Origin of the sequence: Rhodopseudomonas palustris, assembly GCF_003226555.1 — a bacterium.
Classification (GTDB): Bacteria; Pseudomonadota; Alphaproteobacteria; order Rhizobiales; family Xanthobacteraceae; genus Rhodopseudomonas; species Rhodopseudomonas palustris_I.
Map to the genome: position 1 here is coordinate 941,418 of NZ_QKQS01000023.1, position 15,048 is coordinate 956,465.

General features: G+C 66.2%; 12 protein-coding genes. 3 read left to right on the top strand and 9 right to left on the bottom strand.

Going from position 1 to position 15,048, the window contains the following annotated elements; all coding sequences use genetic code 11:
• Nucleotides 1-181: 181 nt before the first annotated feature.
• A complete protein-coding gene (locus DNX69_RS16910) occupies nucleotides 182-1,975 on the top strand; it encodes a potassium/proton antiporter (RefSeq protein WP_110787102.1) in 1,794 nt (597 codons plus the stop codon).
• 25 nt (nucleotides 1,976-2,000) lie between these two features.
• Here the strand turns inward: DNX69_RS16910 and mepA are convergent, their stop codons facing one another.
• Entirely contained in the window at nucleotides 2,001-2,963 is a 963-nt protein-coding gene (mepA, locus tag DNX69_RS16915; RefSeq protein WP_110787103.1) for a penicillin-insensitive murein endopeptidase, read from the bottom strand.
• Nucleotides 2,964-3,349: 386 nt separating this feature from the next.
• On the opposite strand from mepA, the gene DNX69_RS16920 reads away from it, so the two are divergent.
• The gene (locus tag DNX69_RS16920; protein WP_110787104.1) at nucleotides 3,350-5,587 is read left to right on the top strand and encodes a putative bifunctional diguanylate cyclase/phosphodiesterase; all 2,238 of its coding nucleotides are present in this window, start codon (nucleotides 3,350-3,352) and stop codon (nucleotides 5,585-5,587) included.
• 15 nt (nucleotides 5,588-5,602) lie between these two features.
• On the opposite strand, the gene DNX69_RS16925 is transcribed toward DNX69_RS16920, so the two are convergent.
• The 8 genes from DNX69_RS16925 to DNX69_RS16960 all read right to left on the bottom strand — a co-directional run bounded on the left by DNX69_RS16925 (nucleotide 5,603) and on the right by DNX69_RS16960 (nucleotide 13,812).
• Nucleotides 5,603-7,360, bottom strand: a complete 1,758-nt coding sequence (locus DNX69_RS16925) for an alkaline phosphatase (protein ID WP_110787105.1) — start codon at nucleotides 7,358-7,360, stop codon at nucleotides 5,603-5,605.
• A gap of 202 nt (nucleotides 7,361-7,562) precedes the next feature.
• A complete protein-coding gene (gene argG / locus DNX69_RS16930) occupies nucleotides 7,563-8,900 on the bottom strand; it encodes an argininosuccinate synthase (RefSeq protein WP_110787106.1) in 1,338 nt (445 codons plus the stop codon).
• A gap of 96 nt (nucleotides 8,901-8,996) precedes the next feature.
• A complete protein-coding gene (locus DNX69_RS16935) occupies nucleotides 8,997-9,776 on the bottom strand; it encodes a phosphatase PAP2 family protein (protein WP_110787107.1) in 780 nt (259 codons plus the stop codon).
• Entirely contained in the window at nucleotides 9,773-10,273 is a 501-nt protein-coding gene (locus DNX69_RS16940; RefSeq protein ID WP_110787108.1) for a hypothetical protein, read from the bottom strand. The genes DNX69_RS16935 and DNX69_RS16940 overlap by 4 nt, the downstream gene beginning before the upstream one ends.
• A complete protein-coding gene (locus DNX69_RS16945) occupies nucleotides 10,273-10,866 on the bottom strand; it encodes an HD domain-containing protein (RefSeq protein WP_110787109.1) in 594 nt (197 codons plus the stop codon). Before DNX69_RS16945 ends, DNX69_RS16940 begins: the two co-directional genes overlap by 1 nt.
• 4 nt (nucleotides 10,867-10,870) lie before the next feature.
• On the bottom strand, nucleotides 10,871-12,070 hold the full coding sequence (gene rlmN, locus DNX69_RS16950; RefSeq protein WP_110787110.1) for a 23S rRNA (adenine(2503)-C(2))-methyltransferase RlmN: 1,200 nt from the start codon (nucleotides 12,068-12,070) through the stop codon (nucleotides 10,871-10,873).
• 183 nt (nucleotides 12,071-12,253) lie between these two features.
• Complete coding sequence (locus tag DNX69_RS16955; RefSeq protein ID WP_110787111.1) at nucleotides 12,254-12,823, bottom strand: invasion associated locus B family protein; 570 nt, start codon at nucleotides 12,821-12,823, stop codon at nucleotides 12,254-12,256.
• A gap of 152 nt (nucleotides 12,824-12,975) precedes the next feature.
• Nucleotides 12,976-13,812, bottom strand: a complete 837-nt coding sequence (locus DNX69_RS16960; RefSeq protein WP_110787112.1) for an SDR family oxidoreductase — start codon at nucleotides 13,810-13,812, stop codon at nucleotides 12,976-12,978.
• A gap of 230 nt (nucleotides 13,813-14,042) precedes the next feature.
• Between DNX69_RS16960 and DNX69_RS16965 the strand changes: the two genes are divergently transcribed.
• Nucleotides 14,043-15,017 carry an NADPH:quinone oxidoreductase family protein gene (locus tag DNX69_RS16965; RefSeq protein ID WP_110787113.1) on the top strand — a complete coding sequence of 325 codons (975 nt, stop codon included), beginning with the start codon at nucleotides 14,043-14,045 and terminating at the stop codon, nucleotides 15,015-15,017.
• Nucleotides 15,018-15,048 lie beyond the last annotated feature (31 nt).

Here is a 15,048-nt window from a genome sequence, read left to right on the forward strand (position 1 = left end):
GTGTGATTTGAGCCCAATCTAGTGACCGCGGCCCCGGGCAGCAAGCGCAGGCGCCGGCCGGCTGGGTCGCCGGCCGGACATGGCCGCGGTCGGCGTGGTCGGTCGCAATGCTCTCTTGGCGATGCAATCCGGCGACGTTAAGGATGCAACAGCCGCACCCTCACCAAATTGCAGAGAGGCAATGGAGTCCCTCGACTCGGTCAGCGTCGCCATTCTGCTCGGATCGATCCTGGTGATGGCGGGGATCCTGTCGAGCCTGCTGGCGCTGCGCTTCGGCGCGCCGCTGCTGCTGGTGTTCCTCGTCATCGGCATCCTGGCCGGCGATTCCGGTCCTGGCGGTCTCGCCTTCAACGATCTCGGCACCACTTACCTGGTCGGCTCGGTCGCGCTGGCGCTGATCCTGTTCGACGGCGGCCTGAAAACGCGGTTCTCCAGCATCAAGGCGGTGTTGGCGCCGTCGATGGGACTGGCCACGTTTGGCGTGCTGCTGACGGCGCTGATCACCGCGCCGGTGGCGAAATACATGCTCGATCTGAGCTGGGTCGAGGCCCTGCTGGCCGGTGCCGTGGTGGCCTCGACGGATGCGGCAGCGGTGTTCCTGCTGGTGCATGCCCAGGGGCTGCGGCTGCGCCCGCGCGTCGGCGCGACGCTGGAGGTCGAGTCCGGCACCAACGACCCGTTCGCGGTGTTCCTGACTCTGATGCTGGTCGAGCTGATCACCCGCGGCGAAAGCTCGATCCTGCATGTGCTGATCGAATTCGTCCGCGAAGCGGCACTCGGTGCGGTGATCGGGGTGGTCGGCGGCCGCATCGTGGTGATGGCGCTCAATCGCGTCGCGCTGCCGCAAGGCCTGCACGCGCCGTTCGTCACGACCGCAGCCCTGGTGGTATTCGGCGCTGCGCAGATGTCGCACGCCTCGGGATTTCTGGCGGTGTATCTCGCCGGCATGATCATCGGCAATCAGCCGACCCGCGCCCACAATTCGGTGGTGGCGTTTCTCGATGCCGCCACCTGGCTGGCGCAGATCGTGATGTTCGTGCTGCTCGGCCTGCTGGCGTCGCCGCAGCGGCTGATGAGCAGCATCGGCCCCGCCGTGGTGATCGCGCTGGCGTTGATGCTGGTGGCGCGGCCGGTCGCGGTGTTCATCTGCCTGGCGCCGTTCCGGTTCAATTGGCGGGAGCGGCTGTTCATCGCCTGGGTGGGGTTGCGCGGCGCTGTTGCGATCTTCCTGGCGTCGATCCCGATGCTGGTCGGGCTGTCGAACGCCTATCAGTATTTCGATGTCGCCTTCGTGGTGGTGCTGATCTCGCTGATGCTGCAGGGCTGGACGCTGGCGCCCGCGGCCCGCAAGCTGCACGTCGCGCTGCCGCGCAGCGATCGCGGCCCGCGCCGCATCGAATTGGATCTGCCCGGCCAGCTCGAACAGCAGCTGGTCGGCTATGCGGTGCGGCCGAAGAGCCTGTATCTGAAGCGCGGGCTGATCCCGTCCTGGTCGAAGCCGACGCTGGTGATCCGCGACCAACGCATCCTGACGCCGGAGGAGGCCGAGCCGATCGCGCCCGGCGACTACGTCTATCTGCTGGCGCCGCCCGAGAAGGCCGAGTCGCTCGACCGTTTCTTCGTCGACATGCCGCCCTCCGCCGCGCCGGACCCGCATCTGCTCGGCGACTTTGTGGTGCCGGGAGAAACTTCGCTCGGCGACCTCGCCGCCGCCTACGGCGTCAGCGTGCGCTCCGGCGAGGAGGCGCTGACGCTGGCCGATTATTTCGACATCAACCTCGACCGTGCTCCATCGGTCGGCGCCGAGCTGCCGCTGGATGCGATCGTGCTGGTGGCGCGCAGTCTCGGCGGCGGACGGGTCAACGTGGTCGGTCTGCGGTTGCCCGAAGACGAGGACGAAGCGCCGCCGCCGACCCGGCTCGACAAACTGAAGACCAAGCTTTCCGAAGTCTGGTCGCTGCTCGCAGGCGTTTAGTCTGGCCCAGACGCCTTGGACATGGTTAGTCCGGCTTCTTGTCCGGCGCGTTCAGCACCGCGCGGCATTCGGCCGGCAGCTCCGACAGTGTGAGCTGGTGCCGTGGCGGCGGCGGCTTGGTCGGCGGCTTCGGATGCAGCACCGCGTCGCTGAACCAGTAGGCGAAATCCGCAGCGCCACAGCCCTCGCCCGGCGGCGGTTCGGCCTGTGCCTCGCAGCCGTCGACACCGGCCGGGCAGCGCAGCCGGATGTGGAAGTGATAATCGTGCCCGTACATCGGCCGCACCTTGTGCAGCCAGCCCCGGTCGCCTTTGGCTTCGCGGCACAGCGCCTTCTTGATCGCGGCGTTGACGAAGATGCGGTCGACCTGCGGCTCCTGCGCCGCGCCGCGGATCACCTTCCAATGCGTCGGCGTCCAGGCCGAGGGCTCGATGTCCAGCCGGTCGCGGCGCACCATCATCACCGCCGACATCTCTTCCCGCTCGTTGCGTGATAGCTGCCGCTTCGGCATCGGCGTCAGCCAGATATCGGCGTCGAGTCCGACTTGGTGGCTGGCGTGGCCGGTCAGCATCGGCCCGCCGCGCGGCTGCGACATGTCGCCGATCAGGATGCCTGGCCAGCCGGCCTGCTCGTGGGCCTTGCCGGCGATGCGTTCGATCAGCCGCACCGTCTCGGGCAGCGCCCAATTGCGGTTGCGCGACAGCCGCATCACCTGCCAGGTCGGGCCGTTGATCGGCAGCGCCTCGCCGCCCGCCATACAGCCCTTGGCGTAGAATCCAACCGGCCGCGGCGGCAGCGCGGCTGGCCTGAGCTTGCGGGCGAACAGTTCGCGCGCCGCGACGCCCGGATCGTTCGGATGCGCCAGCGGCGGTAGCGGCTTGGGGTCGAGCGTGCCTTTGTCTTGGGCTACGGCGGCGGGGACGAACCAGATCATTGCGGCCAGCAGGCTGGCGAGCCGGATCGGAACTGCGGGAATCGCGCGGCGCATGGGGTCACTATACCGCACACCGGCCCGATCACGATCGGGTTGTGCCGGCGTTGGTGTCTCGACGGCGAGCCAAAAGAAGTCTTTGCCGGCAAATCCGCCGGTCTTTTAAGTCCACGCTAACCCTGCAGGACTCTGGCGCAATTTAGAGCGCTGGGTAGGCAATCGCTCACCGCGTGGGCAACCAGGCGTCCAAGTCTCGGAAAATCCGTCGAAATTCCGCGATGAGCGGTCTTTTCTTACCGAGGGGTTGCACCGAACTGCCTCCCCGTCGGGCAGATCAGCCGCGCTGGCGACACCCCCGGAACCTGCGGCATCCTGCCGTTACACAATTTTTTCAGACACTTATTGCACAACGAGGGCGTCATTTGCGTGGTGAGGCGTGGTGAATGCCGCAGTTCCGGCTGAAGAAAAAGAAGGCGGCTCGAATCCGTCCAGCTGCCGGCAGTGCCCAGACGCGCCGCAGCGCGCTGCCAGCACCTAAACTGTCGTCGAAATCGCGGCGGCCCGTCCGGTCCGCCGACGCAGCCCAACGCGAACATGCGGTCGAAGCCGCGCTCGAAGAAGCCCGCCGCTCGCACGCCCGGCTGCGCGAGGCCATCGACATCCTCCCCCAGGGCATCGTGTTTCTCGATGCCGAGGGACGCTACATCCTGTGGAACAAGCGCTACGCCGAGATCTACAAGGCCAGCGCCGATCAGTTCGAGCCCGGGGCGCGAATTCAGGACACGATGCGGATCGGCATCGCGCGCGGCGACTATCCAGAGGCGATCGGCCACGAAGAGGAATGGATCGCCGAACGGCTGCAGCGGATGTTCAATCCGGGCCCGAGCCACGAGCAAGTGCTCGCCGACGGTCGCTGCATTCAGATCGAGGAACGCACCACCTCCGACGGCGGCATCATCGGCCTGCGTGTCGATATTACCGAACTGAAGCAGCGCGAGGCTTCGTTCCGGCTGATGTTCGACAGCAATCCGGTGCCGATGATCGTCTGCGCAGTGAACGACGAGCACATCCTCGCCGTTAACGACGCCGCAGTCGAACACTATGGCTACTCACCGGCCGAATTCGCCTCGCTCACGATCCGCCGGTTGCAGGCGTTCGACACCGAACTGCCGTGGGCCGGTGACCAGACCCACGAAGAGCGCACCGCGCGGACCTGGAAACACGTCAAAGCCGACGGGTCGTTGATCGATCTGGCGATCTACTCGCGTCAGCTCACCTATAATGGCGAGCCCGCGGTGCTGCTGGCGCTGATGGACATCACCGAGCGCAAGCGCGCCGAGATGCGGCTCACCTTCATGGCGCATCACGACGGGCTGACCGGGCTGCCGAACCGCAATTCGCTGCGCAAGCGGCTCGACGAACTGCTGATCCAGACCCGCCGCACCGGCGAGAAGATCGCGGTACTGTTCGTCGGCATCGATAATTTCAAGGCGGTCAACGACACCCTCGGCCACGCTATCGGCGACAAGCTGCTGCGCGGCGTCGCCCGCCGGCTGCGCTCGACGCTGCGCGAGGAAGATCCACTGGCGCGGCTCAACTCCGACGAATTCGCCGTGGTCCAGACCGGCATCAAACGGCCGGAGGACATCGTGCTGCTCGCCAAGCGGCTGCTGCACGCGATCGCCGAACCGTATCTGCTGCAGGGCCATCCGGTGGTGGTCGGCGCCAGCATCGGCATCGCGGTCGCGCCGGGCGACGGCGACGATTCCGAAAAGCTGCTGATGAACGCCGACATGGCGCTGTCGCGCGCCAAGAAGGACACCCGCGGCACCTTCAGTTTCTTCGAAGTCGGGATGGACGCGCGCGCCCAGGCACGCCGCAAGATCGAAACCGATCTGCGCGAAGCGTTGCAGCGCGAGGTGCTGCGCCCGTATTATCAGCCGCTGGTGCGGCTCGCCGACGGCCGCATCACCGGCACCGAGGCGCTGGTGCGCTGGCCGCATCCGGAACGCGGCATGATCTCGCCGGCCGAGTTCATTCCGGTTGCCGAGGACACCGGCCTGATCAATGCCATCGGCGCGCAGATCCTGCGCTCGGCCTGCATGGACGCCGCGAGGTGGCCCGACGACGTCCGCATCGCCGTCAATTTGTCGCCGCTGCAGTTCCGCGTCGGCAATCTGCTCTCGGTGGTGATGGATGCGCTGAAGCAGTCCGGGCTGCCGGCGCGCCGGCTGGAGCTTGAGATCACTGAGACGCTGCTGCTTGAAAAGAGCAGCCAGGTGCTGGCGACGCTGCATGCGCTGCGCGCGCTCGGGGTGCGGATCTCGATGGACGATTTCGGCACCGGCTATTCGTCGCTCAGTTACTTGCGCAGCTTCCCGTTCGACAAGATCAAGATCGATCAGTCGTTCGTGCGCGGGCTGTGCGACAACCGCGAATCCCAGGCGATCGTGCGCTCGATCATCAGTCTCGGCAACGGCCTCGGCGTCACCATCACGGCCGAGGGCGTCGAGAGCGAGGCGGAGCTGAGCTGGCTGCGCGCCGAAGGCTGCCAGGAGGCACAGGGCTTCCTGTTCAGTCAGGCCCGTCCGAACGCCGAAATCACTGGGCTTTTGGAGCTGCAGCAGAGCGGCGCGTCGGCCGGCGCGCAGTTCGCGATGGGGTCGGCGCGGGTAGCGTAAGCCCCGCGCCGCTGGCTACTTGGACGGGGCACCGAGCCCGAGCGCGTCGGCCATCACCCGGAACACGTCGGTGTTTTCCATCGAACCGTGGACGCGGTCGCTGCCCGGACCGGCGGCGGTCAGGATCACGTCCTCGCCGGAGTGCACGCTGGCGTTCATCATCGCCGGCAGGTTGCCGATACGCAGCACCGCGCCGGGCACGCCTTTGTACTTGTCGTTGGCCTTGAAGGTACCGGGCTTGTCGCCGGCCTCGGTCGGCTGGTTCGGGCCGTCGAGCTTCGGCCGCAGCGTCTCGTAGTGATCCGGCAGGCTGGCCGAGAAGATCGCCAGCCGCCGGCTGACATCGACGCGTTCCGGATAGCCGTCCGCATCGGGCGCCGGATAGTTCGGGAAGCCGGCGCGGTCGTAGACGCCGATCCGCTCGCGCAGCGGTACGTCGTCGCCCTCGGCCAGATCGTCGCGCACCGTGCCGACCAGGGCGTTGGGATGGTTGTGATCGGCCACCACCAGGATCAGCGTATCGTCGCCGCGCGCACGGGCCCAGTCGCGGGTCTGGCGCACCGCGTTGTCGAGCATGATGGTGTCGTAGACGGCGCGTTCCATGTCGAGCGCATGGGCGTATTTGTCGATCAGCCCAGACTCGACCATCAGGAAGAAGCCGGCGTCGCTCTTCGACAAGATATCGAGCGCAACCGCGACCTGCCGGGTAAGATCGGGTTGATCCGGATTCTTGGCGACGCCTCCGCCCTTCAGGAAGCGGCGGTCGAGCACGCCGTCCATATTGCCGGGCGCGAACAGGCCGAGCAGTTTTCGTGGGTTCTCCTTGCCTGCTGCGTCCAGCTCGGTCGCGGTGGTCGCGACCGCGTAGCCGGCCTCGCGGAACTTCGCCAAATAGTCGACATCGTCTTTGCGCCTGCCGCCAGCGCTCTTCGGCAAGAAGTAAGCGGCCCCGCCACCCATCAGCACGTCCGGCTGCGCCGCATAGAACTGCGTGACAATGGCGTCGTAAGCGGCACGGCGGCGGGTATGGGCGATCACGGCGGCCGGTGTGGCGTCTTCGACCTCAGTGTTGGTGACGATTCCGACCGACAGCCCGAGCTTGCGCTTGGCGAGCGAGGCCAGCGTTTCGACCTTGGGGTCGTCGAGCGGATCCGGAGTTCGGTCGGCATAGACCCCCATCGCGTTGACCGCGGCCTTGTGGCCGGTGGCGTAGGCGCTGGCGGCATTGGCGGAATCGGTGATGATCGAGTCGCTGCCGGCGGTCGATACCAGCGCCATCTGCGGCATGTCGTCGATCGCCAGCTTGCCGAGCGCCCGGCCTTGCTGGATGCCCTTCGACAGCAGCCGCGCCGCCACCCGATGCGCCGGCGACAGCCCGTCGCCGATGAACAGGATCACGTTCTTGGCCCGCCGCGGCCCGGTGTCGTACACGGTCCAGCTCACGCTGCGGCGCGCGGTGCCGTCGCCGGCCTCGATGGTGTAGCGGCCGGGCTTATTCAGCGTCACGTCGCGCAGCAGCAGCGCCGACCGCGGCTGACCGGCCTCGCGCGCGATCAGCTCCGGGGCCTTGCCGAACACGCTCGCGGCGTCGGCGCCATTGATGGTGAGGCTCGCTGTGTCGGCCGCGACTTCGCCCGCGAATTCGACCTTGAGATCGAACTTGGTGCCGGCCAGAATTTCGGCGCGGTCGATCGGATAAATGGTCTGAGCCGAAGCGGCCGAAATAACGACCAGCGACGCAAAGGCCGTCGCCACAACATGCCTGATCATCATCACGGTCCTGATTGATGCACAGGACCGTATGAGCGGCAAATGACGGTTGGATGACGGTCTCCGCAGCGCCGTCATTCCGGGGCGCGCGCAGCGCGAACCCGGAATCCCGAACTGTTCTGCGTCCGACCGCCGGGTGCCCTGAACCGCGGGATTCCGGGTTCGCTCACTTCCGTGAGCGCCCCGGAATGACCGTAACGAGCCCTCACCCCTTGTCGTTTTCCAGCTGCGGGATCGGGGTGCCTTCGCCGGACGACAGCAGGCCGGTCTTGGTGTAGAGGCCGAGCTTGGCGCGGGTGTCGGTGATGTCGAGGTTGCGCATGGTGAGCTGGCCGATGCGGTCGGCCGGCGTGAACGGCGCGTCCTCGACCTTTTCCATGCTCAGCCGCTCCGGCGCATAGGTCAGGTTCGGGCTCACCGTGTTCATGATCGAGTAGTCGTTGCCGCGGCGCAGCTCCAGCGTCACTTCGCCGGTGACGGCGCGGGCGACCCAGCGCTGCGCGGTCTCGCGCAGCATCAGGGCCTGCGAGTCGAACCAGCGGCCCTGATAGAGCAGCCGGCCGAGCTTCATGCCGTTGATGCGGTACTGCTCGATGGTGTCTTCGTTATGGATGCCGGTGACCAGCCGCTCATAGGCGATGTGCAGCAGCGCCATGCCGGGCGCCTCGTAGATGCCGCGGCTCTTGGCCTCGATGATGCGGTTTTCGATCTGGTCGCTCATGCCGAGGCCATGACGGCCGCCGATGGCGTTGGCTTCGTCAAACAGCGCGACCGGATCGGTGAAGGTCTGGCCATTGAGCGCGACCGGCTGGCCTTCCTCGAACCGCACCGTGACGGTCTCGGCCTTGACCGCGCAATCGTCGCGCCAGAACGGCACGCCCATGATCGGGTTGACGATCTTGATGCCCGAGTCGAGATGTTCGAGATCCTTGGCCTCGTGGGTGGCGCCCAGGAGATTGCTGTCGGTCGAATACGCCTTCTCGGCGCTCATCTTGTAGGCGAAGCCGTGGGCGGTCATGAACGCCGACATCTCAGCGCGGCCGCCGAGCTCGTCGATGAACTGCTGGTCGAGCCAGGGCTTGTAGATCCGCAAATTCGGATTGGTCAGCAGGCCGTAGCGGTAGAACCGCTCGATGTCGTTGCCCTTGTAGGTCGAGCCGTCGCCCCAGATGTTGACGCCGTCTTCCTTCATCGCCGACACCAGCATGGTTCCGGTGACGGCGCGGCCGAGTGGGGTGGTGTTGAAATACGCGATGCCGCCGGTCGAGACGTGGAAGGCGCCGGCCTGGATCGCCGCGATGCCTTCATGCACCAGCTGGGTGCGGCAATCGACCAGCCGGGCCTTCTCGGCGCCGAACTCCATCGCCTTGCGCGGGATCGCGTCGTAATCGGCCTCGTCGGGCTGGCCGAGATTGGCCGTATAGGCGAACACCTTGGCGCCCTTCTGCTTCATCCACAGCAGCGCCGCGCTGGTATCGAGACCCCCTGAGAAAGCGATGCCGACGTTTTCGCCCTTGGGCAGGCTTTTCAAGATCGTAGTCATGGAAATCCCAATCGGTTGAAGCGGTTCGGCTGGGCGAATAGCAAACTTCGCGCGCCCGGGCACGCGTTTAATCGCGGGTCGAAGCTCGATTGCCGGTCAGGTGGTGGCCGGTGCCGGGCCGACATCGCGGCCGCGCCATTTCGAGCGCCAGCGATACCCCGGCCAGAACGCCCGGGTCAGCGCGGCGTCGATTGCGGCGTCCGAAGTCCGGCTCCAGGCCCAGCGGTAGATCAGTGCGTAGAGTAGCCAGATCACCAGGAAGGTGACGAGGCCGGCAATCGCGACGTCGGTGAAGAAATGTCCGCCGAATGCCATTCTGAGGCCGCTGGTGACGGTGCCGAACACGAAGGCCGCCGCATAGGCGTAAGGCCGCACCGAAGGCGGGGTCAGCGCCGCCGGCGCGAAGGTCCAGTAGGCGGTGGCGCCCTCGCCGGAGAAAAACGAGCAGTTCTTCGGGCAGGCGCCGGAATTGTCCCACCACGCCTTGAACTGCCAAGGGCCGTTGAATTCGGCCACCGCGGCCGGCCGCGGCCGGCCCCAATGGCTCTTGAAGGTCATGTTGGTGAGGACGCCCGCCGACAGCGTGATGCTGATCAGCAGAAACGCCACCGTGCGGCCCGGCATCACCAGCGGCCGGTCGGGGCGGATCATCTTGTAGACCAGCGCAAAGATCGACGGCGCCGCGATCGCCCAGGCGATCCACATCGCCAGATCGCGGACGAATTCGAGGTCAGCCACCGTGCGCAGCGGGAAGGTCTTGGCGGCCGCGTCGTAGAACAGGCCCGCGAGCCAGAGATCGAGCCCCGGAAATACGCCGAATATCAGCCCGATGCCGGCGAACAGCGCCAGCGCGATGAGAAGTCCGTTACGGTTCATGGCGCGCGATTTACCGGAGGCGGTGCGGGTTGGGAAGGCGGCAAGGGCGCGCGCGGACGCGGCGGATCGCGCCAGGCGCCGGCGTTGCGGCCTGCGACCAGCCAATACACCATGCCGCCGACGATGCCGGCTCCGGTCATGATTTCGAGGTGGCGGCGAATGATGCCGTCGAACTGCAGTGTCGCGGGGTCGAACGGCACCAGGCCGAGATAGCAGGCGACCCCGACCAGAGCGCCGCCGATCGCATAGGCCAGCGCGCTGCGGATCGAAAACGCCTCGGTGATCAGCACCACCACCAGCGCCGGCAATAGCGCGAAGCCGGACACGAAGATGAAGCCGAAGCCCATCATGATGTTGAGCGCGTCGGGGTCGACCGGTCCATCCGCGATCTGGCTGAGCTCCGGAAACAGCAACATCCCCACCACCACCGAGCCGGCGGCGATCGAGGCGAACAGAAAGCCGATCGCGATCACGAACAGGCGGCCAAGCAGCGCCATCAGCGGGGTGCTCCGGAAGCCTGCTGCGCCGCCATCCGCGCGCGGGTGTCGTTGTCGAGTTCGGCGCGGATCGCGCTCACCAGCGGATGAACCGCGGTGTGCTTGGTGCCGTAATCGAGATTGAACGCGTAGTCGAACTCGGCCGGGTTAAGACCCTGCGTGTGCTGCAGGATGGTCTCGAGTTTATCGAGCCCCTTGGCGAGCCGCCCTTCCGGCGAGGCTCCGGTCTCGTAATCGTGCCACAAACCCAGAATCTCGGCGCGGCGCTTATCGTCGAGCGACTGCGTCAGAGTCTCGATATCGGCGCGCTCCCGTGCTGCTCTGTCGTCGCCCTCCACCTGGGCCACCGCGGGCACGTCGCCGTGCAGCGCTTCGCCGAGGTCGTGGACGATGCAGATCTTCAACAGGCGCGCGACATCGATGTTGCCGAGCCCGTCGGCGAGCAGCATCGCCATCAGGCACAGGCGCCAGGTGTGTTCGGCTGTGCTCTCGGGGCGGCCGGTGGACGTGTAGCCGCTGCGGATCACGCTCTTGAGTCGCTCGGCTTCCCGCAGGAAGGCGAGCACGCCCTTGATCTCGTCGGCGGGCAGCATTGGATCAATCTGTCATCGCCATCGCGCGCAGCGCATTGCGTTCGCGCACCGACAGCTTTTCGGTTTCGGATTTGAGCTGGCCGCAGGCGGCCAGAATGTCGCGGCCGCGCGGGGTGCGCACCGGCGACGAGTAGCCGGCATTGAAGATGTACTCGGAGAACTTCTCGATCTGGTCCCAGTCCGAGCACTCGTATTTCGAGCCCGGCCAGGGGTTGAACGGGATCAGATTGATCTTGGCCGGAATCCCCTTGAGCAGCTGCACCAGACGGCGCGCATCGTCGAGCGAATCGTTGACGCCCTTCAGCATTACGTATTCGAAAGTGATGCGGCGCGCATTCGACGCGCCCGGATAGTCGCGGCAGGCCTGCAGCAATTCTTTCAGCGGATATTTGCGATTCAGCGGCACCAGTTCGTCGCGCAATTCGTCGCGCACCGCGTGCAGCGAGATCGCCAGCATCACGCCGATCTCGTCGCCGGTGCGCTTGATGTTCGGCACCACACCGGAGGTCGACAGCGTCACCCGCCGCCGCGAGATGCCGATGCCCTCGTTGTCGGAGACGATCAGGAGCGCGTCGCGGACGGCGTCGAAATTGTACAGCGGCTCGCCCATCCCCATCATCACGATGTTGGTGATCAGGCGGTTGCCGTTCGGCGTCTCGCGGTCGATCCAGTCACCCAGCCGGTCGCGCGCCACCATCACTTGGCCGACGATCTCACCGGCGGTGAGGTTGCGCACCAGGCGCTGGGTGCCGGTATGGCAGAATGAACAATTGAGGGTGCAGCCGACCTGGCTGGAGACGCACAGCGTGCCGCGATCGGTTTCCGGAATGTAGACGCACTCGACCTCGTGCGCCTTCTGTCCGTCGTCCCCGCTCGGCAGCCGCAGCAACCATTTGCGGGTGCCGTCGGCGGAAATCTGCTCGGCCACCACTTCGGGCCGGTCGACCGTGAAATGCTCCGCCAGGATCGCCCGCATCTCCTTGGAGACGTTGGTCATTTCAGAAAAGTCGCGGGCGCCGCGGACATAGATCCAGTGCCACAGCTGCTGCGCCCGCATCTTGCGCTGGGGCGGCGCCACGCCGACGTCGCCGAGCCGGTCGCACAATTGTGCCCGCGACAGGCCGATCAGCGACGGCTTGGCCGGCGGCACATAGGTTTCCAGCGGGGTCTTCTCGACCAAAGCCGAGGCGGCAGAAGGCGTCATCGCATCACGTCAGGTTGGCGGCCGGCTTTTCAACGCCGGGCATGCAGGGCGGGCGAAAGTCGCCGGTCGCCGTGCATATAGGAAGCCGCCACCCGGTTGTCGCCGGTTGGCGGGTTGTCTCTGCCGGAATGCTTTACCGAACGGGGCGGCCGTCCTCAATAGCGGCGGCCCGTGGGGCGGCCCTCAGCCGCCGCAGGCCTGCGCCACCTTGTCGAGCGCCTGCGACAGGCCCTTCAGCGAAAAGACGTCGGTGCTGGCGGTTCCCCTGGAGGACACGCCTTTCACGGTGATCTCGGCACCCTTACGCATCGCTTCGACCAAGCGATCCTCCTCGGCGGCATTCTTGATCCAGATGCCGTCACCCTGAGTGTACATCGCGAACGAAGCACCGCCGACGTCGATCGTCGATTCCGAGCCCGGCTTGAGCGGATAGCCGACCATCACCGACACCTCATTGACGACTTTTTCGGCCGGTCGGGTCGAGATGAACGCGTAAGCGGGATCACGCGGCCGGTTCGGCGGCGTGGTCTTGGACGACGACGGCTTGGCGAGCGCGAAGCACACCTTCTTGCCGCCCGGCGAGGCGGTGTAGGCGCCCCAGCTGCCGAACTGGCCGATCAGCGTCGGCTCGGCGCCGCCGGACGTGGACGCCGCAGCCGATTTGCTCCGCGCATCGCGCGCATACGCCGCGTCGCCCGCAGCAACCATCAATGAACCCGCCAGTGCGGTAATCAGCATTCGCCTCAAGATCATGGGCAAGTCTGGTCCCTCATCATTGTGACTGCAACATGGCTCGCGAGGCTCGCCTGTTCACGCTGCCCGGAATAGCCGGGATGGCCGATTCTGTGAAGGCGCCAAAGCGCTGATCATCATCCTCCAAAAGACCGTATGTATATGGCGTACAATCAAGATTTGGCGCGCGTCGCGCGATGAGCGTTCCATTGCTGATCGCTCCACTGCAGCAGATCTTCGGCGCCGGACGAACGCAGATGCGCACCGCCGTCCTGCACCACCATCTCACCATTGATGTAGCCGGCCTGATCCGAAATCAGGAAGCTCGCGAGATTGGCCAGTTCGGCGTGCTTGCCGACGCGGCCGAGCGGCACGCGCGCGGCCGGGTCGGCGGCTCGGCCGTCCGGCTGCAACTGTGCGGTCGCTCCGGCCGTCGGGAAGGCGCCGGGCGCGATCGCCACCAGGCGGATCTGTTTCGGACCCCACTCGACCGCGAGGCTCTTGGTCATCGCCAGCACCGCCGACTTCGCCATCGCCGACGGGACTGTGAAGGCACGGCCGGTGATCGTCGAGGTCGACAGGATGCTGAGCACCACGCCGGGGCGTCCGCTATCGATCCAGCGACGCCCGGTGCCAAGCGTGCAGTACATCGTGCCGTGCAGCGTCGGCGCCAGGATCGCGTCGGCGGCGCGCGCGGACAGTCGCTCGGTCTGCGCGATGAAGGTCGCGGCGGCGTTGTTGACCAGGATGTCGAGCGGCGCCGCGCGCCAGATGTCGTCGAGCATGGCCTCGACCGCTTGCGGATCGCGGACGTCGCAAACGATGGAGTCGACTTCGCTGCCGCGTGACCGGAGTTGCTCCGCGGTCTGCTGCAGCACTTCCGCCCGCCGCCCGCACAGCACCAGCGACGCGCCGAGTTCGGCAAACCGCGCCGCCATCGCGGCACCCAATCCGGAACCGCCGCCGGTAATCAGGATCCGTTTGCCTGTGAGCAGACCGGCTTCGAACATCGCGCGACTCCTTGATTAACCGCCAAGCGGAATTGGTGTGCGCTTAGTCGCGCGCACCCCGTCATGCCCGGACTTGATCCGGGCATCCATCATCTTCGAGGTCGGATGGATTGCCGGGTCAAGCCCGGCAATGACGACGCAACTGAACGCTCGGCCCGAATCCGATTGTCCCGCGCGTGCAAATCCGGCAGAACGGCAGGCAATCACAAACCTCGTACCTGGGTGGATACATGAAGGCCATTCTCTGCCAGCAATATTGCGGTCCCGACGAACTCGTCTACGCCGATGTGCCAGATCCGGTCGCCGGCCCGGGCGAAGCGGTGATCGCCATCAAGGCGGCGGCGCTGAACTTCTTCGACATCCTGATGATCCAGGGCAAGTACCAGATCAAGCCGCCGTTCCCGTTCTCGCCGTGTGCGGAAGTCGCGGGCGTGATCGAGAGCGTCGGTGAAGGCGTCACCGACCTGAAGCCCGGCGACCGCGTCGCCGCGTCCTGCGGCCACAACGGCGCGCGCGAAAAGATCGCGCTGCCGGCCGCCTCGATCGTCAAGATCCCTGATAATCTCGATTACGACCGCGCTGCCGGCATCTTCATCATCTACGGCACCGCGCTGCATGCGCTGGAAGATCGCGCCAGCCCGAAGCCGGGCGAAACGCTGGCCGTGCTCGGCGCCGCCGGCGGCACCGGCCTCGCTGCGTGCGAGCTCGGCAAGCTGATGGGCCTCAAGGTGATCGCCTGCGCCTCGTCGGACGAGAAGCTCGAATTCGCCAAGCAGCACGGCGCCGAGCTGACGCTGAACTACGCGAAGGAAGATCTGAAAGAGGGGTTGAAGAAACTCACTGGCGGCAAGGGCGTCGACATCGTGTTCGATCCGGTCGGTGGGACCTACGCCGAAGCCGCGCTGCGTTCGATCGCCTGGGAAGGCCGCTTCCTGGTGATCGGTTTCGCGGCCGGCGACATCCCGAAGATGCCGCTCAACCTCGCGCTGCTGAAGGGCTGCGACATCCGCGGCGTGTTCTGGGGCGCGTGGACGCGGATCAATCCGGAGAAGAACCGCGCCAATCTCGAAAAGCTGGTCAATTGGGCGGCCGAGGGCAAGATCTCGTCGCACGTCGACCGCACCTTCCCGCTGGCGCAGACCGCCGACGCCCTGAAGGTCCTCGCCGGCCGCCAGGCGATGGGCAAGGTGATCCTGCATCCGTAAGTAACAGCAACCGAGGGGTGGGGACGCGCGC

What these genes read in the sequence shown, in the direction of transcription:
- mepA (WP_110787103.1), bottom strand. Translation starts at nt 2,963, where the DNA reads ATGCGCCGCGCGATTCCCGCAGTTCCGATCCGGCTCGCCAGCCTGCTG.
- DNX69_RS16910 (WP_110787102.1), top strand. Translation starts at nt 182, where the DNA reads ATGGAGTCCCTCGACTCGGTCAGCGTCGCCATTCTGCTCGGATCGATC.
- DNX69_RS16960 (WP_110787112.1), bottom strand. Translation starts at nt 13,812, where the DNA reads ATGTTCGAAGCCGGTCTGCTCACAGGCAAACGGATCCTGATTACCGGC.
- argG (WP_110787106.1), bottom strand. Translation starts at nt 8,900, where the DNA reads ATGACTACGATCTTGAAAAGCCTGCCCAAGGGCGAAAACGTCGGCATC.
- DNX69_RS16955 (WP_110787111.1), bottom strand. Translation starts at nt 12,823, where the DNA reads ATGATCTTGAGGCGAATGCTGATTACCGCACTGGCGGGTTCATTGATG.
- DNX69_RS16940 (WP_110787108.1), bottom strand. Translation starts at nt 10,273, where the DNA reads ATGGCGCTGCTTGGCCGCCTGTTCGTGATCGCGATCGGCTTTCTGTTC.
- DNX69_RS16945 (WP_110787109.1), bottom strand. Translation starts at nt 10,866, where the DNA reads ATGCTGCCCGCCGACGAGATCAAGGGCGTGCTCGCCTTCCTGCGGGAA.
- DNX69_RS16925 (WP_110787105.1), bottom strand. Translation starts at nt 7,360, where the DNA reads ATGATGATCAGGCATGTTGTGGCGACGGCCTTTGCGTCGCTGGTCGTT.
- rlmN (WP_110787110.1), bottom strand. Translation starts at nt 12,070, where the DNA reads ATGACGCCTTCTGCCGCCTCGGCTTTGGTCGAGAAGACCCCGCTGGAA.
- DNX69_RS16935 (WP_110787107.1), bottom strand. Translation starts at nt 9,776, where the DNA reads ATGAACCGTAACGGACTTCTCATCGCGCTGGCGCTGTTCGCCGGCATC.
- DNX69_RS16965 (WP_110787113.1), top strand. Translation starts at nt 14,043, where the DNA reads ATGAAGGCCATTCTCTGCCAGCAATATTGCGGTCCCGACGAACTCGTC.
- DNX69_RS16920 (WP_110787104.1), top strand. Translation starts at nt 3,350, where the DNA reads ATGCCGCAGTTCCGGCTGAAGAAAAAGAAGGCGGCTCGAATCCGTCCA.